The sequence below is a fragment of the Mitsuaria sp. TWR114 genome (assembly GCF_007997345.1).
The window spans coordinates 2,157-20,487 of sequence record NZ_VOSR01000625.1; the positions used below are offsets into that span (position 1 = coordinate 2,157).

Here is an 18,331-nt window from a genome sequence, read left to right on the forward strand (position 1 = left end):
CGAGGCGCCGGGCGCGCGCCAGGCCGTGGTGCTCGCGGTGACGCCGTATGCCGGCGCGGCGCCCGCCTTCGTGGCCCATGCGCGGGGCTACTTCGAACGCCAGGGGCTGGCCGTGACCGTGCAGCCGCACGGCTCGGGCAAGGAGGCGCTGGACGCGGTCCTCGACGGCCGGGCCGACGTGGCCACCGTCGCCGAGTTGCCGGTCGCTCTGGCGGTGGTCAAGGGCCATCCGGTCACCATCCTGGCCACCCTGTCCACCCAGAGCGACCATGCCATCGTCGCCCGCACCGATCGGGGCATCTGGTCCGCCGACGCGCTGCGCGGCAAGCGCATCGGCGTCAGCGCCGGCACCAGCGGCGATTTCGTCCTGGACGTGCTGCTGGTGCGCGAGCGCCTGTCGCGGGCCGATGTCCAGGTGGTCGACCGCAAGCCGCGCGAGCTGGCCGACGCGCTCGCCAGCGGCGAGGTCGATGCGATCGCGACCTGGGAGCCCTACGTCGCCGACGCGCGCCGGCGCCTGGGGGACCGCGCGTCGGTCTTTCCGAGCGAGGGCGTCTACGATTCCAGCTTCAACCTGGCCTCGCTGCGCGGTTTCGTGCTCCAGCGCGGCGAGACGGCGCGACGCCTGCTCGCCGCGCTGCTGCAGGCCGAGGAGCTGCTCAAGCGCGACCGCGCCGCCTGCGAGCCCATCGTCGCGCAGGCGCTGCGCAAGCCGCCGGAGGAGATCCGCGAGCTGCTGGCGCGCAGCCGCTTCTCGATGTCGCTGGAGCAGCACCTGCTGGTGGTGCTGGAGGACGAGGGGCGCTGGGCGATGAAGCACCGCATGGTGGACGCCGGGCGGGCGCCCAACTTCCTCGATGCCGTCTACCTGGACGGCCTGGCCGCGGTCAAGCCGCGCGCGGTCACGATCATCCACTAGGCCATGAAGATCTCGACCCGCCTCGCGATCGTCGGCTCGACCTGCGTGCTGGTCGCGCTGGCCATCGCGGTGTCGCTGGGGCTGTCCGGCCAGCAGGTCGCCGAGGGCGTGCGCAAGAACCGCGCCGCCGCCGACCTGGTCGAGTCGGTGGCCGGCCTGCGCCACCTGACGCTGGAATACGCGCGCCAGCCCGAGGCGCGTGTCGAGGTCCAGTGGCACAGCGCCTACCGCACGCTGGGCGCCGCGCTGGAGCGCGCCCAGGGCTTCGACGCGCGCGACGAGCAGGAGGGCATCGCGCAGATCCGCGCCGCCTACGACAAGTCGCCGGCCGTCTTCGCGGAACTGGTGCGGGCCCAGCGGGCGCGGCAGGCCGGCGACGGCGACCGGCAGGTGCTGGACGAGTGGGCCGGGCGACTGGCCGCCGCCATGGCGCGCAAGACGCTGCTCATGATGAGCGAAGCCTTCCGGTTGCAGGACCTCAGCCGCGAGGAGGTCGCCGCGGCGCAGCGGCGCGCGTTCGCCATCGTGCTGGCGCTGTCGGCGACGCTGGCCGTGGTGGTGGCGGGCAGCATGGTGCTGGTTTTCCGCGACATCGCCCGGCCGCTGGCCCGGCTGCGCGTGGGCATGCTGCGCGTCGGCGCGGGCGACCTGGAGCACGCCGTGGGCGGCACGGGATCGGACGAGATCGCCGAGCTGGCGCGCGAGTTCGACGGCATGAGCGCACTGCTGCGGACCACCACCGTCTCGCGCGACCGGCTCGCGGAGAGCGAGGCCCGCACGCGGCTCATCCTCGACGCGGCGCTGGACGCGGTCGTCGGCATCGATGGCGACGGACGCATCACGCACTGGAATCCGCAGGCGGAAGCGGTGTTCGGCTGGCCCGCGGCCGAGGCGACCGGCCAGTCGCTGGCCGACCTGATCGTGCCCGAGCGCTTCCGGGAGGCGCACCTCGCGGGCCTGCGGCGCTACCTCGACACCGGCGTGGCGACGGTGCTGGACCGGCGCGTGGAGCTGCGCGCGATGCGCCGCGATGGCGGGGAGTTCCCGATCGAGCTGGCGATCACCGCGATCCGCGCCAACGGCGTGGTGAGCTTCAGCGCCTTCCTGCGCGACATCACCAGCCGCAAGCTCGGCGAGATGCGGCTCAAGGAACAGCTGGCGCGGCTGAACCTGCTCCACCAGATCACGCGGGCGGTCGGCGAGCGCCAGGACCTGCGCAGCATCTTCCAGGCGGTGATCCGCGGCCTGGAGGACGACGCGCCGGTCGACTTCAGCTGCATCTGCCTGCGCGACGCCGCCAGCGACACGCTGCGAGTGACCGGCGTCGGCGTGAAGAGCGCGCCGCTGGCGCTGTCGCTCGCGCTGTCCGAGCAGGCCGACCTGTCGATCGACGGCAACGGCCTGTCGCAGTGCCTGGCCGGCCGGCTGGTCTACGAGCCCGATGCGGCGCAGGTGCCGTTTCCCTTCCCGCAGCGGCTGGCGCGGGGCGGGCTGCGCTCGCTGGTGATCGCGCCGCTGCAGTCGGAGAACCGCGTGTTCGGCGTCCTCGTGGCAGCGCGGCGGGCGCCGCAGGCCTTCAGCAGCAGCGATTGCGAGTTCCTGCAGCAGCTCAGCGAGCACGTCAGCCTGGCCAGCCACCAGGCGCAGCTCCACGGCGCGCTGCAGCAGGCCTACGAGGACCTGCGCCAGACGCAGCAGGCGATCCTGCAGCAGGAGCGGCTGCAGGTGCCGGGGCAGGGCGCCTGCGTGTCGCTGCGCTTCGCGGCGCTGGCGCCGGAGGAGGGCCTCGCCGCGCCGCAAGCCGATCCGGACGAGAAGCCACCGCCGCTGCGGATCCTGCTGGTCGACGACGACCCGCTGCTGCTGCGCTCGCTGCAGGAGACGCTCGAGGCGGAGGGTCACGCGGTGACGGCGGCCCATGCGGGGCGGGATGGCATCGAGGCGTTCGAGGCGGCGTTCCACGCGGAGCGGGCGATGGCGCAGGGCGATGCGGTCGATGCCGACGAGGCGGGGGAAGGCGGGCCATCGGGCCGCGGCTTCCAGGTCGTCGTGACCGACCTGGGCATGCCGCATGTCGACGGTCGCCAGGTCGCGGCGGCGGTGAAGGCCTTGTCGCCGGACACGCCGGTGATCCTGCTCACCGGCTGGGGTCAGCGGCTGGTGGACGACGGTGAGAAGCCGCGGCATGTCGACCAGGTGCTCGGCAAGCCGCCGAAGCTGCGCGAGGTTCGGGCCGCGCTGGCGAGGCTGGTCGAGCGCCCCACCAGTGTTTCAACTGGTAATACCGAAACTTCCTATTGAAGTATTGGTTAGACCAATTCAGACTTGCCGACTGACGCGAGCCAAGGTCGTTCCACTTCGTTCCGCGTCGAGCGGGCGCGCCGGTCCGGGCGCTCATCCGTGCAGAAATCCAAGAGGGGACAACATGGCAACTGGAAAGGGACTGCTGCTGGCAGCGGTCATCGTCGGCGCGCCGCCTGGGCGCAGAACTGTCAACCGAGCGCGGTCACGCCGTATCTCAACGTCAACGGCACGACGTCCTGGGTGGCGAAGGCCTCCGCCTCGCTGAACGCGGGGGCGAAGGTGGTGCTCGGACCGCAACCGGTGTCCGGCAACTGGTCGTGGAGCGGCTGCGGCGCCTCGGGCACGGCCCGCGAGCAGACACTCAAGCTCACCGCGACCTGCACCGCCACGGCGACTTACACCAACAGCTGCGGGGCCAAGACCACGCAGGCCTTCAACTTCACGGTATGGCCGGCCCTGGCCGCCAATGCCGGCAAGTTCATCATGGTCGACCAGTTCGGCTATCTGCCCGGCATGAAGAAGGTGGCCGTGCTGCGCCTGCCCAAGGTCGGCTTCGACAGCAACCAGAGCTACTGGCCCCAGCAGCTGCAGGTGGTCGACGCGGCGACCGGCGCCGTCGTGTACACCGCGTGGCCCCAGGACTGGAACGGGCTCAAGACCGACGAGTCCTCGGGTGACCAGGTGTGGCACTTCGACTTCAGCCAGGTCACCGCGCCCGGCACCTACGAGATCGTCGATCCCACCGCCAACCAGCGCTCGGCGCGTTTCGAGATCGGCGACAACGTCTACCGCAACGTGCTGATCCAGGCGGTGCGGATGTTCTATTACCAACGCGCCGGTCAGGAGAAGACCGTGGCCAACGCCGGCGTGGGCTGGGCCGACGGGGCCAGCCATCTCAAGGGCGGACAGGATCCGCAGGCGCGGCGCTTCCTCGATCCCAACAACGCCGGCACGGCGCGCGACCTGCGCGGCGGCTGGTTCGATGCGGGCGATCCCAACAAGTACACCAGCTGGGCGGCCGCGTATATCCAGGACCTGCTGGACGCCTATATCCAGAATCCCTCGGTCTGGACCGACGACTTCAACCTGCCCGAGTCCTACAACGGCATTCCCGACCTGCTCGACGAAGTGAAGTGGGGCACGGACTGGCTGGCGCGCATGCAGAACAGCGATGGCTCGGTGCTGTCGATCGTGGGGCTGGCCGATGGCAGCCCGCCGTCGGCGTCCACGGGTCCGAGCTACTACGGCGATGCCAGCACGACCGCCACGCTCGCGGCGGCCGCGGCCTACGCGGAGGCGGCCAAGGTCTTCGGCGGCCTCAACAACACGGCGATGAAGACGTACGCCGCGGACCTGCTCGCGCGCGCCAAGCGGGCCTGGGCCTGGGCGCAGGCGAATCCCAACGTCCTCTTCTACAACAACGATGCCACCCGCGGCACCGGCGGCCTGGGCGCGGGCCAGCAGGAGACCGACGACGCGGGCCGGGCGGAACTGCGCCTGTTCGCGGCGATCAAGCTGTTCGCCGCCACCGGCGACGCCACCTACCGCAGCTACGTCGACACGCATTACACCGAGGCGCCGATGTTCTCGCAGTGGTACGTGTCGGCCTTCAATGCCGGCAACGCGCGCAACCTGCTGTACTACGCCTCGCTGCCCGGCGCGACGGCGGACGTCGCCACGGCGATCCGCACCCGCTTCCTCGACCTGTGGGGCCGCAGCGATTACGGCGGCTGGGGCGCCATCGACGCGCAGACCGATCCCTACCGCGCGTACATCTCGTCCTACACCTGGGGCAGCAACGGGGTGAAGGCCAACGCCGGCACGTTGTTCACGGAGGAGGGCTACTACGGCATCAGCCGCCACACCGCCGACCAGGTGGCCACCGCCGCGGCCGACTACCTGCATTACCTGCATGGCGTGAACCCGCTGGGCAAGGCCTACCTGACCAACATGACCAGCTTTGGCGCCGAGAACTCGGTGAACCAGATCTTCCACATGTGGTTCGCCGACGGCAGCGCGAAGTGGGATGACGCCAGGACCTCGACCTACGGGCCGGCGCCCGGCTACCTCGTGGGCGGGCCCAACTACAACCAGTGGGACTGGGATTCGCGCTGCCCCGGGATCTCGTCGGCCTGCGGGTCGAGCCGGCCGACGCCGCCCTACGGTCAACCGCCGCAGAAGTCCTACCTGGACTTCAATGCCGGCTGGCCGTTGAACTCCTGGCCCATCAGCGAGCCTTCCAACGGCTACCAGACCGCCTACATCCGGCTGCTGGCCCGCTTCGTGAAGTAAGGCGAGCGGCGCGGTGCTCGCGGCCACGTGCCCTCAGGCCGTGGCCGCGTTCCTCATCTCGGGAGGCGCTCAGGGCTTCTGCTTCCAGAGCTGGTCGCTGGTGCCCTGGTAGCGGCTGGTCTTCAGCGCGCTGCCCGATTGGGTGCCGATGGCATCCACCGCCTGATCGGGCGCGGTGCGCAGCGTGAAGCGGCCACTCGCGGCGTCGAAGCTGAAGCGCTGGTTGGCGCTGCCGGTGCACTGCGCCACCACGAGGGCGGCGCCGTCGGCATAGCCGCCGCCGTTGTCCAGGCAGAAGTGCGGGTCGAGCATGCTGCGCACCAGGCCCGTGGTGGCGTCGTAGTTCCAGGTCTGGCTGACGCTGCCGCTGCAGCTGGACTGCAGCACGGCGTTGCCGTCCGCGGCCCGCGACTGGTTCAGGTCCATGCACAGGCCCGACTGGACGTTCACCAGGCGCGTGGCCGCGGCCTTGGCGCCGGTGTTCGAGACCACCGGCGCGTATACCGCGCCCAGCTTGTCCACCTCATCGCCATCGCGGCCATGGAAGCCGACGATGGCCCAGCCCGACGGCGCGGTGAAGGTCGTGCAGCTGCCGCTCGTGCTGCCACCGGCCAGCGTGCGGTGCGCGCTGGTGGTGAAGGCGGCCGAGAAGATGCGGGTCTGGCCCTTGTACTGATCGGCGCACAGGCTGGCCGAGGTCAGCACCTCGCCATCGGCCAGCGTGAGCGCCTGCTCGTTGCCGCCGGTACCGCCGTGTCCGAGCGGGAAGCCATTGGACAGCACCACCTCGACCCGGTCCACGCGGCTGCCGCTGCGGATCTTGAGCTGGCGCACCGCCGGGCTGGCGGGCAGCAGGTTCACGTCGTTGAAGCTGGTGCCGTGCGGGCCGCCGACGGTGTCGCTCAGGCGGCGGTTGTCGGCGGTGCTCCACTTCCACTGCGTGGAGACCGGACGATGGTCCGACAGCTCGGTGCCGTTCGCGTCCACGGCATCGGTGCGGACCGCGTAGCCGGACGGCGTGAGCGTGATCAGGCCATTGCCGCGGAACAGCACCTTGTCCACGACCTCGCAGCTGGCGCTGGTGACGGCCGGCTCGCACAGGAGCGCGTCCCCCACCGGCGGCACGCTGCCACCACGCACGCCCTGGATCCAGGCGTCGGTGAAGCCGTGGCGCAGGAACTGGCCCATGTTGTCGCCACTGCGCGTGTAGCGGGTGTTGGTGTCGCCGAACACGATCACCGCGTTGCCGGCCGATTCGGACTCGATGTACGCGAGCATCTGCTCGACGTTCTTGCGGCGCGCGGCCAGGTCCGCGGTCTCCACCTGGGCCTGCGCGTGCAGGTTGTAGATGTCGACGTAGACGCCTTCGGCCAGGCGCGTGCGCGCCATCGTGAAGCCCTTGGGCGTGAGGCAGTCCACGCCGTTGCAGTCGCTCCAGCGCACGCGCGCCAGGTCGTCGAACGGGAAGCGGCTCATCGTGTTGAGGCCGCTGCCGACACCGGCGCCGCCGCTGGTCGGGGTGCGGAAGGCGTGGTCGTCGCAGGCGTCGTACAGGTCGGCGTGGTAGTTGAAGTCCTCCTCCACGTTGACGATGTCGAAGGCCTTGACGTAGCAGCTGATCTTCCTGGTCGCGGTGGAGCGGTCGCCCGCCGCGCTGGAGGCGCCCTGGGGCAGGCCCGCGACGTTGTAGGCGAGGGTGCTGAAGCTGCCGCTGGCGGCGAAGGCGCCGCCGCAGGCGAGCAGCGAGGCGAGGGCGAGGGGAAGCAGACGAAGGTGCATGGGAAGTCCTTGGTGGATGCTCGGAAAGCCGGCGCATCTTCTTCACGCCAGGTGACGCCCCAGTGGCGGAATCCTCTCCAGGACATCACCGATGCCCCGCCGCGTCGCCATGTGGGCAGAGTGGCGGGTCGTCGGCTCTTCGGTCCAGGCGCGAGGCCTTGGCCAACCTGTTCGCGAAGCTCGGGATGGATTCGCTGGCGCAGCTGATACGGCGGTTCGCGTCCATCGCGCAAGCCTGATCCGCGCCTGGGCCGGCGGTTCCGTCGGCTCGCAGTGCCGGATCCTGACGACACCTTGTCCAAAGCATCACCAATGAATCACGCACGATCCGCCGTCGCTGAATGGCCGACAACGATGCCAAGTTCGGGCGCAGGATTGAAGGTTTTCGCGCTTCTTCGTCCATGCGACCCCCGGATTCCTGCAGCCGTTCCGTCAGCCCGGACCCGTCCAAGGCCCCCGCGATGCGCAGGCGCATCGCGGGGTGGGCCCTTGCCGCCCTGGCCGCGGGGCTCGTGCTGGCCGGCGCGGGCGCGCGGGCCGAGCGCATCGTGCTCGAGTCCTACCAGGAAGACCAGGGCCTGACCAACCTCACCTCGCAGTGCCTGGTGCAGGACCCGCGGGCGAGGCTGTGGATCTGCACCGCCAACGGGCTGTTCAGGTTCGACGGTTTCCGCATCCATGCGGAACCGCTGCCGAAGGAGGCGGGAGGGTATTCATACGGGGCTCGCGTGGACGTCAGCGGCCGCCTCTGGCTCCTGACGGAAGGGGGCGTGTTCGTGCGCGACGACGGGCGCGAGGACGGGCACAAGGGCGGGCGGGATGGTCCCACCTGGACGGAGCTGCTCAAGCCCGACGGCAAGCACCTGCACGTCACCTCCGGCCAGCAACTGGAACTGGATCGGCAGGGCAGGGTCTACGCCATCGATGAAGACCGGCTCCTCTGGACCGCCACCGCCGCGGGTGCGCTGGGCAGCTCGCTGATGGTTCAGCGGATGGCCATTCCCCAGCTGCAGTCCCGCCCCGAGCAACTGCTCCCGATGCGGCAACGCGGCGAGGCGCTCTGGTTCGGCTGCGGCTCGCAGCTGTGCGAGTGGCGCGATGGCCGCGTGCAGCAGTGGGGGCCGGCGCAGGGTCTGCCGCAAGACGTGTGGGGCCAACTCCTCGTGTCGCGCGATGGCAGTCTCTGGGCCCGCAGCAGCCGGCGCCTGGCCCGGCTGGCGCCCGGCTCGACGCGCTTCGCCGTCGTGGCGGCGCCACCGCGGCAGTGGGTGTATGGCGACAACGGCCTGGCCGAGGACGAGCACGGCCTCATCCTCGTCCTGACGACCCGCGGCCTTGCCGCCTGGAACGGTGAACGCTGGCGCGAGTGGACCCAGGACGACGGCCTGCCGGAGACACGCTGCGCGGGCTGATGTTCGACGCGGAAGGGTCGTTGTGGCTGGGCACCAATGCGCGCGGCGTCCATCGCTGGGTCGGCTACGGCCGGGCGGAGCATTGGACCGGTGCCTCGGGCCTCCCCGCGCCGGCCGTGCTCGACGTGGCGCGCGACGGAAAGGGCCGGCTCTGGGCGGCGACCGCGAACGGCGTGGCCTGGTTCGACGCCGCGGCCCGCAGGTTCCGCAAGGTGAAGCTGCCGACGACCCGGCCGTCCGGCCTGGTCCATCGCCTGGCGGTGGACCAGGCGGGGGACCTGTGGTGGGTGGACGCCGGCCAGGTGATCCGCGTGAAGGCCGGAGAGGACCAGGGGCGCGTCGTTGCCGGCGATACCGGACTGCAGACGATCTCGCAGGGGGCCGGCCGGGTCTACGCGTCCGGCAGCGACGGCCTCGAGCTGATCGAGCTGTCCGAGGGGCGCCTGCGCCGCCACAAGATCGGCGCCGGGCGCTTCGATCCGCGTTATGACATCCGCGTCCTGTCGGACGGCGCGCGGGAGGACTTCGTCGTCAGCGGACGGGATCTCTGGCGGCACCAGCCGGAGGGCTGGACCCCCGTGGCGGACGCGCAGGGCGATTGGATCGACGCACTGCAGGCGATGGTGCTGGACCACACGGTGTGGGCGGGAGGCACGTCGGGACTGGGCATCCACGCGCTGTCGGGGGCCACGGCGCGCCAGTTGCAGTTCCTGCCCAAGTCCGCCTTCGGGGGCGCGGCCGCGGCCAGCCTCCACGCCGACCTCGACGGGCGGCTGTGGATGGGCACCGACCAGGGGGTCTTCATCCGCTCTACCGGGGGCGACTGGTCGCGGCTGGATCGCCGCACCGGCCTGGTCTGGAACGATGTGACGCCGGCTTTCCTGGCCGACGCCGACGGCAGCATCTGGATCGGCACCGGCGCCGGGTTGACGCACCTGCTGCCGGGGAACACGCAAGCGCCATTGCCCGCGCTGCGGCTGGAGGACATGGTGTTCGGCAGCACGAGCACCCGGGTGCCGCCGTTGGAGCCGGTGCCGTGGCGGGACCGCACGCTGCGCATCGCGGTGGGGACGGCCGGCTTCTCCCGGGCGCGTTCGCTGCGGATCGAATACCGCCTTGGCGCGGAGTCGCCCTGGCGGACCTCGCAGAGCGCCGTGATCGACCTGGGCGCGCTCGAGTCCGGCGAGCACACGCTGGAGGTGCGCGCCGGCGGGCTGACGAGCGTGGAAGCACCGGGGCCGGTGATGCGCCTTGCGTTCGACGTGCTTCCTCCCTGGTGGAACTCGCGCGAGGCACGCGCCGCGGCCGCCGTGTCCTTGATGCTGCTGTGGTGGCTGTCCATCCGATGGTCGCGCCGGCGCGACCGCGAGCGGCAACGGCAACTGGAAGCCGCCGTCGCGGAGCGCACCGCGGCGCTGGCGGACTCGGAGGCGGCGCTGCTCCGTCTGGGCGAGTACAACGCGCATGCCCTGGAGGAGGAGCGGTTGCGCGTCTCCCGCGAGCTGCATGACGAGCTGGGCCAGCAACTGGCCGCGCTGAAGATGGAAGTGTCGGTGGCGAAGATGCGGCAGAACGCCGGCGGCTCGGCGCATTCCCTGGATCCGGACCTGTTGCTGGGTCGTGTCGACCGGCTGGTGAGCACGGTGCGCGGTCTGGTGTCGCAGTTGCGGCCTTCGGCGCTGGATGGCGGCCTCGAAGCGGCGCTGCAATGGCTGGCGGCTGAGTTCACGTCCAACACCGCGTTGCCGTGCAGCCTGCAGGTGGATCCGGACACGCGCGAGATCCCGTTGCCGATGGCCACGATGGTGTTCCGCATCGCCCAGGAGTCGCTCACCAACGTGCGACGCCACGCCCAGGCCAGCCGCGCCTCCCTGCGCTTGGCGCGCGAAGGCGCCGGCTGGCTGTTGAGCATCGGCGACGACGGCATCGGCTTCGATCCGCTCGCCCGCCGGGACGGCTTCGGGGTGCTGGGCATGCAGGAGCGCGCCCGGCTGCTCGGTGGCAGCCTTCAGGTGCAGAGCGAGCCGGGAATGGGGACGCGGGTGGTGCTGGGCTTCGCGGCGGGGACGGTGGTGGGTTGAGCGCACGGGGCAGAGGGCAGAGGCATTGTCGAGTGCGGCGATCCTCGCGGCGTCGAGGCGCGGCGACGGCGAGCGTCGGTTGCCATACACTCCCCCACTTCATGATGCGTCGCCGCCTCCATCGCTTCACCATCGCGTTCATCGCGATGCTGTCGCTGCTGTTCTCACAGCTGGCACTGGCGAACTACGTCTGCCCGCAGGAGGCGGACATGGCCGCGATGACGACCGTCATGGAAGCCGGCATGCCTTGTGACGGCATGGACCAGCAGCAGCCGGCCCTGTGCCATCAGCACGCCGCCGACCCGGGCAAGACCTTCGAAGCGGTGAAGCTGCCGACGCCTCCCTGCCGATGGTGCTGCAAGTGCTGGAGCTGCCCCTCGTGTTGGAGGCCGAGGTCGCCCGCACGTTGGCAGTGGCTGAAGCGCCAGAGCTGCCACCGCCTCCGGATCCGCTCTTCCTTTCCACCCTCAGACTCCGAGTCTGACCCGCTCCGTCGACTGACAGGCGCTGGTGCGGCACGTCCGCATCCCGGCGGCCCTCCCGTTCGTCCTCGGAGTTTCCATGCCCACCATGTACTTGCGCGCAGCCGCTCTGGCTGCCGCCGCTCTGCCCGTTCTCGGGTCGGCCGAACCGCTTTCCTTCGACCAGGCGTTGAGCCTGGCGGTGCAACGATCGGAAGCCGCCCGGGCGGGCCGCGCGGCCGCTACCAGCGCGAACGAATCCGCTCGGGCCGCGGGGCAGCTTCCCGACCCGACGCTGCGTGCCGGGGTCGACAACCTCCCCGTCACCGGCGCGGACCGCTTCAGCACGACGCGGGACTCGATGACGATGAAGCGCGTCGGCTTCAGTCAGGAGTGGCTGTCGGCCGACAAGCGCGCAGCCCGCGAGAGCGCTGCTCGCGCTATGGCCGACCGCGAGGCAGTCCAGGCCGCCGCGGCCGAGGCGGACGCCCGGCTGCAAGTGGCGCTGAGCTACGTGGACGCCTGGTATGCGGGCGAAGCGCTCAAGCTCACGACCCAGACCGAGCACCATCTGCACGAGGAGTTCGAGGCCGCCCGGGCGCGATTCGCCGCAGCGACTGGTGCAAGTCCCGAGGTGCTGCAACTGGCCGCGGCTGGCGGCCTGGCGCAAGACGAGAGCGACGAAGCGCGGCAGCAGCAGGCCGCCGCCGCAGTGAATCTGCAGCGATGGGTCGGCTTCGCGCCCGATTCGCTGAGCACGCCCCCGGTGTTCGTCATTCCACCGGAAGACGACTTCCTGGCTCGAAGTCCGAGCATCGCGAGCCTACAGCGCGATGTGGAAGTGGCCAGGCGCGCCGTGGCCGTCGCCGCGAAGGAGCGCACACCCAACTGGACCTGGGAAGTCTCCTACGGTCAGCGCAACGGGTACTCGGACATGGTCTCCGTCGGCGTCAGCATTCCCCTGCAGGTGGCGCCGTCCCAGCGCCAGGACCGCGATACGGCCGCCAGGCTGGCCCTTGTCGAGAAGGCAGAAGCGGAACTGGCTGAAGCCACTCGCGCCGTGACGGCGGACTACCGCGCGCTGTGCAGCGACGTCGCCAGACTTCAGCAACGCATCGCGCGCTACCGGGTGGCCGTGCTTGAGCCGGCACGGCAGCGGACCGCCGCGTCGTTGGCGGCCTATCGCTCGAACCAGATGCCCTTGTCCGCGCTCTTCGAGGCTCGCCACGCCGAGGTGCAAGCGCAGCAGCGGCTGCTCGCGCTCGAGCGAGACCTTGCCCGCGCGCAGGCGCAACTGACCTTCAAGCCGCTTGCACAAGGAGGCGCCCAATGAATCGCGCCGCACTCGCCATCTTCCTGGTCATCGCTGGCGGCCTGCTGGCCGGCGGCGGCTTCGTTCTGGGCCGGTCCACGGGCCACTCCCTGACGGCCCCCACTGCCGCCGCGCCGGCGGCCAGTTCGGCCGCTGAAGGGGAGCGCCGCGTCCTGTACTGGCACGACCCCATGGTCCCCGGCCCCCGCTTCGACAAGCCGGGCAAGTCGCCGTTCATGGACATGCAGCTCGTGCCCGTGTACGCGGACGAGGCCGGTGATGCCGGCGATGCCGGCCACTCCGGCGTGAAGGTCAGCCCGGCCATCCAGCAGAACCTGGGCATCCGGACCGCTCGCGTCAAGCGCTCGGACGTCAGCGCCTCCTTCGATGCCGTGGGCACGGTTCAGTTCGATGAACGGCTCGACATCGCCGTGCAGACGCGAGTCGCCGGCTATGTGGAGCACCTGGCCGTCCGGGCGCCGATGGAGCAGGTGCGCAAGGGCCAAGCGCTCGCCACCGTCTTCGCGCCGGAATGGCTGGCGCCGCAGAACGAGCTCCTGGCGCTCAAGCGGGCCGGCGTGAGCGCCGATCTCATCGCTGCCGCCCGGGACCGCATGCGCGCCATGTCCATCCCGGATGGCCTGATCCGACAAAGCGAGGAGACCGGCATCGCGCAAGCCCGCTTCACCCTCAGCGCGCCCGCCACTGGCGTGGTCGCGGAGCTCGGGGTTCGAGAAGGCGTGCAGGTGCAGCCCGGCACCACGCTCTTTCGCATCGCGGGTCTGGAGAAGGTCTGGGCCGTCGCGGAGATTCCCGAGACGCAGGTCACGCGGCTCGCGCGCGGTCAGAAGGTGAAGGCCGTTCTGCAAGCCGACCCCGCGCAGGCCTTCGATGGGGAGCTGAAGGAACTCCTTCCTCAGGTCAGCGCGAACACGCGCACGCTGCAGGCGCGCTTCGAGGTCGACAACAAGGCGGGCAGGTTGACCCCTGGGATGCTGCTGCGTCTGCAGGTCACCGGCGCTCCGGCGTCGCGCCTGGCCGTGCCCTCCGAGGCGGTCATCCGCACCGGGACTCGCGCGGTCGCCATCGTCCGGAACGGCAACGGCGGCTTCTCGCCTCGCGACATCCAGCTGGGTGCCGACCTGGGCGACCAGCTCGAGGTGCTGGAGGGCTTGCGAGACGGTGACGAGGTGGTGGCCAGCGGTCAGTTCCTTATCGACTCGGAAGCGCGGCTCAAATCTGTGCTCGATGCCATGGCGCCTCCACAGCCCAAGGCCTCGGCGGCGTCATCCGCCGGCAGCGACGCTGGCGCAGGCGCCGGTGTTCCGGCAGGCGGCTCCTATTCGGCGGAAGGAAAGGTCGAGGACGTCGAGGCCGACACCCTGACCATCTCTCACGGCCCCATTGCCGCGCTCAAGTGGCCGGCGATGACGATGGGCTTCAGCAAGCCCCGGGCCAAGGCCTTCCCGGAAGTGAAGGCGGGTGACCGGGTGCGCTTCGAGTTCAAGAAGGCCGGTGATGACTACGAGCTCGTCGCGGTCTATCGGATGGGAGATGCCAAGTGATTGCGGCGCTCATTCGCTGGTCCATCGGCAATCGATTCCTGGTGCTCATCGCCACGGTCTTCCTCGTGGCGGCAGCGCTCTTGTCGATCCTGCACACGCCGGTCGATGCGCTGCCCGATGTCGGCGACACGCAAGTGGTTGTGCGCACGACCTATCCGGGCAAGCCGCCTCAAGTGGTCGAGGACCTGGTGACCTATCCGCTGACGACGACCCTGCTCAGCGTGCCGGGCGCCAAGACGGTTCGCGGCTACTCGTTCTTCGGCGATTCGTTCGTCTACATCCTGTTCGACGACAAGACAGACCCCTACTGGGCGAGGTCGCGCGTGGGCGAGTCCCTGACCCAGGCCCAGAGCCGTCTTCCTTCGGGAGCGACGGCCGCCTTGGGGCCGGATGCGACTGGCGTGGGCTGGGTCTACGAGTACGCGCTGGTCGACAGGACTGGGCACACCGACATCAGCCAGCTTCGCGCGCTGAACGACTGGTTTCTGAAGTTCGAGCTCAAGACCGTGCCGGACGTGGCGGAGGTCGCCAGCATCGGCGGCATGGTGCGCCAGTACCAGGTCGTCCTGGATCCGGACCGCATGCGGGCACTCGGCATCACGCAGGCCCTGGTCGTCGATGCGCTGAAGAATGCCAACCAGTCCTCCGGAGGCTCGGTGGTCGAGATGGCGGAGGCCGAGTACATGGTGCGCTCGCGCGGATTCCTGAAGACCCTGGACGATTTCCGGACCATCCCGATCAGCCTGTCAGGGTCGACACCCGTGATGCTGCGGGATGTCGCCACGGTCCAGCTGGGGCCGGAGATGCGCCGCGGGGTCGCCGAACTGGACGGACAGGGCGAAGTCACCGGCGGTGTCGTCGTCATGCGCTCCGGCAAGAACGCGCGCACGACCATTGAAGCGGTGAAGGCCAGGCTCGAGCAGCTAAAGCCCAGCCTGCCCCAGGGCGTGGAAGTCGTGGAGACCTACGACCGCTCCAAGCTCATCGACCGCGCCATCGACAACCTCAAGCTCAAGCTCTCGGAGGAGTTCATCGCCGTCGCGCTGGTGTGCATGCTCTTCCTGTTCCACCTGCGCTCGGCGCTGGTGGCGGTGCTTGCGCTGCCGATGGCCATAGGCGTCGCCTTCATCGTGATGCGATGGCAGGGCCTCAACGCCAACATCCTGTCGCTCGCTGGCATCGCGCTGGCATTGGGGGCCGCGCTGGATGGCGTCGTGGTGCTGCTGGAGGCCGTCCACAAGCACATCGAGGCCTTCGAGCACGACCGGTCCCGCCCGCCGACGACGCAGGAGCGCTGGGCCCTGGTCGCGGACGCCTGCACCGAGGTCGGGCCGGCGCTGTTCTTCTCGCTGCTGGTCATCACGCTGTCCTTCCTGCCGGTGTTCACGCTGGAGGCGCAGGAGGGACGCCTGTTCTCTCCCCTGGCCTTCACCAAGACCTACACGATGGCGGCGGCGGCGGCGCTGTCCGTGACCCTCGTGCCGGTGCTGATGGGCAATCTGGTCCGAGGCCGCATTCCCAGGGAGACCGCGAACCCGCTGAATCGACTCCTCATGGCGGCCTACCGGCCCGCCCTGGAGGCGGTGCTTCGCTTCCCGAAGGCGACGCTGGCGGTCGCTGGCGTCGTGCTCGCCATGACCGTGATTCCGCTGATGCGGCTGGGCGGAGAGTTCATGCCGCCACTGGACGAGGGCGACCTGCTCTACATGCCGTCGGCGCTGCCGGGCATTTCGGTTTCCAAGGCGGCGGAGCTGCTCCAGCAGACGGACCGGCTCATCAAGACGGTGCCCGAGGTCGCGACGGTCTTCGGCAAGGCCGGCCGCGCGGACACCGCCACGGACCCGGCGCCGCTGGAGATGTTCGAGACCACCATCCAGTTCAAGCCGCGCGAGCAGTGGCGGGCCGGGCTGACGCCAGACAGGCTGGTCGAGGAACTGGACCGCGCCGTCAAGGTGCCGGGCTTGTCCAACGTCTGGGTGCCGCCCATCCGCAACCGCATCGACATGCTGGCCACGGGCATCAAGTCGCCGGTGGGCATCAAGGTCGCGGGCGCAGACCTGCAGACCATCGACCGCCTGACGACCCGGATCGAGGCCGCGGTCAAGCAGGTGCCCGGCGTTTCATCGGCGCTGGCGGAGCGGCTGACTGGCGGGCGCTACATCGACGTCGATGTCGACCGCGCCGCCGCGGCGCGCTTCGGCCTGTCGGTGGCGGATGTGCAGGCGGTGGTGTCGACGGCGGTGGGCGGCGAGAACGTCGGCGAGGTCATCAGCGGGCGCGAGCGCTTCCCGCTCAACGTCCGCTATCCAAGAGAGGTCCGGGACTCGCTGGAAGGATTGCGCACGCTGCCCTTCGTGACCGGGAAGGGGGCGACCCTGCTGCTGCAGGACGTGGCGCGCATCACCATCGAGGACGGGCCGCCCATGCTGCGCAGCGAGAACGCTCGCCTGTCGGGATGGGTCTACGTCGACGTGCGGGGGCGCGACCTCAGCTCGGTCGTGCGCGACATGCAAGCCGTGGTCGCCAAGGAGGTCGCCCTGCCTGGCGGGTATGCGCTCTCCTGGTCCGGGCAGTTCGAATACCTGGAGCGGGCGGCGGCGCGCATGAAGGTCGTCGTCCCGGCGACGCTGGCGCTCATCTTCGTGCTGCTCTATCTGCTGTTCCGGGACGCGACCCATGCGGCGCTGGTCATGGCGGCCGTGCCGTTCTCGCTGGTGGGCGGGTTCTGGCTGATCTGGCTGCTGGGTCACTCCGTGTCGGTCGCGACGGCCGTGGGGTTCATCGCGCTGGCTGGCGTGGCGGCCGAGTTCGGCGTGATCATGCTGGTGTACCTGGAGAACGCCTTGTCTCGACGTCTTGCCGCCGGCGAGGCGGACAACCAGGACACGCTGCTTGCCGCCATCCGGGAAGGCGCCGTGCTCCGTGTGAGGCCCAAGGCCATGACCGTCGCGATTGTGCTGGCGGGCCTCATCCCGATGCTCTGGGGACAGGGCGCCGGGCACGAGGTCATGGCGCGCATTGCCGCGCCCATGGTCGGCGGCATGGTCACGGCGCCGCTGCTCAGCATGCTGGTGATGCCTGCGGCGTGGTACCTCGTTCATCGCCGGCGGCTCGCGTCGGCGCTCTTTTCCTCACCACCCGGCTCGCCCTCGGGCGAAGCCGTTCACTCCCAAGCCCTCTGAAAGGAGCATCCATGAAAGCCACTCTCATCCTCTGCGCCGCCCTGGCGCTCGGCGCGGTATCGACAGCCAACGCTCAAGGCATGAGCATGCCCATGAAACCAGAGAGCGGCGCCTCCGAGGCGTCCATGCCGCTCGTCGACGCGGAAGTGCGCAAGGTCGACCTCGGCAAGGGGCTCATCGTGCTGCGCCATGGGGACATTCCGAACCTGGCCATGCCGGGCATGACGATGGGATTCGATGTCGCCGACAAGAAGATGCTCGACGGCCTGAAGGTCGGCGACAAGGTCAAGTTCCAGGCGGAAATGATCAAGGGCAAGGCCACCGTCACGGCGTTGAAGTTGGTGCGCTGAGATAGCGCGCAAGCGCATGATCCTGCGGCTGAGCCGCAGAAAAAGCCGCGACCCTTGCAGGTGGCGGCTTGTTCAAGAGGGCTCGGCGTCTTCCCACAAAGATCAGGACGCCGGCGCCATCCAGCTTTGCAGATGCGCTTCAAAAACAAAAGGCTGCCGAAATGGCAGCCTCATGAAGCGAGGCCCCAGAGGTTTCCCTCTGGGGCCTGGATGTGTTGGTGGAGAGGAGGAGGATCGAACTCCCGACCTTCGCATTGCGAACGCGACGCTCTCCCAGCTGAGCTACCCCCCCAACGAAGACTCGGACTATAGCAGAGATTCCAGTGCCGACGGCAAGAGGGCGGGGACTGGCGCGGCATTCGCACCGCCGCGGGTTGCGGAGGTCACCACCGGCACCCCTTGTCGCGCGCGGCGTCGCGGACCAGCGGGACGACCGCCAGCAGCCCCTTGTCCGCGTAAGCCTTGCGGCAGTCCTGCTGCCCGGCCTTGCGCATCTCCTCGGCCAGCGGGTCCTTGTCCTCGGGCGGCTTGGGCAGCGCCTGAATCACGCCGGACGGCGAGCCGCGCGGCCGCATCGGGCCGCGCGAAGGATTCATGTCGAGGTTCAGCTTGGGAGCGTTCGGCGGCGTCGAGGCGGGCGTCGCCACGTCGTGGCCCACGCGCGCGCCAGCGTC

Annotated in this window: 10 protein-coding genes, 1 tRNA gene and 1 pseudogene; 9 read left to right on the forward strand and 3 right to left on the reverse strand. The window is 70.0% G+C overall.

Going from position 1 to position 18,331, the window contains the following annotated elements; all coding sequences use genetic code 11:
• The 3 genes from FUT87_RS20940 to FUT87_RS20950 form a co-directional block, all read left to right on the forward strand.
• Positions 1-919 (forward strand): ABC transporter substrate-binding protein (locus FUT87_RS20940; protein ID WP_222617226.1); only part of this gene is annotated, 919 nt, incomplete at its 5' end.
• Positions 920-922: 3 nt separating this feature from the next.
• Positions 923-3,220 carry a PAS domain S-box protein gene (locus tag FUT87_RS20945; RefSeq protein WP_147242270.1) on the forward strand — a complete coding sequence of 766 codons (2,298 nt, stop codon included), beginning with the start codon at positions 923-925 and terminating at the stop codon, positions 3,218-3,220.
• A gap of 99 nt (positions 3,221-3,319) precedes the next feature.
• On the forward strand, positions 3,320-5,515 hold the full coding sequence (locus tag FUT87_RS20950; protein WP_222617227.1) for a glycoside hydrolase family 9 protein: 2,196 nt from the start codon (positions 3,320-3,322) through the stop codon (positions 5,513-5,515).
• 69 nt (positions 5,516-5,584) lie between these two features.
• Here the strand turns inward: FUT87_RS20950 and FUT87_RS20955 are convergent, their stop codons facing one another.
• Positions 5,585-7,294 (reverse strand): jacalin-like lectin, encoded by a 1,710-nt coding sequence (locus FUT87_RS20955; protein WP_147242271.1) that lies wholly within the window; start codon positions 7,292-7,294, stop codon positions 5,585-5,587.
• 341 nt (positions 7,295-7,635) lie between these two features.
• Here FUT87_RS20955 and FUT87_RS20960 point away from each other — a divergent pair, with 341 nt between their 5' ends.
• The 6 genes from FUT87_RS20960 to FUT87_RS20990 all read left to right on the forward strand — a co-directional run bounded on the left by FUT87_RS20960 (position 7,636) and on the right by FUT87_RS20990 (position 17,657).
• Positions 7,636-8,706, forward strand: a complete 1,071-nt coding sequence (locus tag FUT87_RS20960; protein ID WP_147242272.1) for a hypothetical protein — start codon at positions 7,636-7,638, stop codon at positions 8,704-8,706.
• Positions 8,706-10,787, forward strand: a complete 2,082-nt coding sequence (locus tag FUT87_RS20965; protein WP_147242273.1) for a two-component regulator propeller domain-containing protein — start codon at positions 8,706-8,708, stop codon at positions 10,785-10,787. The genes FUT87_RS20960 and FUT87_RS20965 overlap by 1 nt, the downstream gene beginning before the upstream one ends.
• 561 nt (positions 10,788-11,348) lie before the next feature.
• A complete protein-coding gene (locus FUT87_RS20975; RefSeq protein WP_147242274.1) occupies positions 11,349-12,581 on the forward strand; it encodes a TolC family protein in 1,233 nt (410 codons plus the stop codon).
• Positions 12,578-14,125, forward strand: coding sequence for an efflux RND transporter periplasmic adaptor subunit (locus FUT87_RS20980; RefSeq protein ID WP_147242275.1), 1,548 nt, complete (start codon positions 12,578-12,580; stop codon positions 14,123-14,125). Before FUT87_RS20975 ends, FUT87_RS20980 begins: the two co-directional genes overlap by 4 nt.
• Positions 14,122-17,307 carry an efflux RND transporter permease subunit gene (locus tag FUT87_RS20985; RefSeq protein ID WP_147242276.1) on the forward strand — a complete coding sequence of 1,062 codons (3,186 nt, stop codon included), beginning with the start codon at positions 14,122-14,124 and terminating at the stop codon, positions 17,305-17,307. The genes FUT87_RS20980 and FUT87_RS20985 overlap by 4 nt, the downstream gene beginning before the upstream one ends.
• A gap of 11 nt (positions 17,308-17,318) precedes the next feature.
• Positions 17,319-17,657, forward strand: coding sequence for a copper-binding protein (locus FUT87_RS20990; protein WP_147242277.1), 339 nt, complete (start codon positions 17,319-17,321; stop codon positions 17,655-17,657).
• 216 nt (positions 17,658-17,873) lie between these two features.
• Here the strand turns inward: FUT87_RS20990 and FUT87_RS20995 are convergent.
• Both FUT87_RS20995 and FUT87_RS21000 read right to left on the reverse strand, forming a co-directional pair.
• Positions 17,874-17,949 (reverse strand) — tRNA-Ala (locus tag FUT87_RS20995).
• 91 nt (positions 17,950-18,040) lie between these two features.
• Positions 18,041-18,331: pseudogene (locus FUT87_RS21000) on the reverse strand (hypothetical protein); the annotation flags it as partial.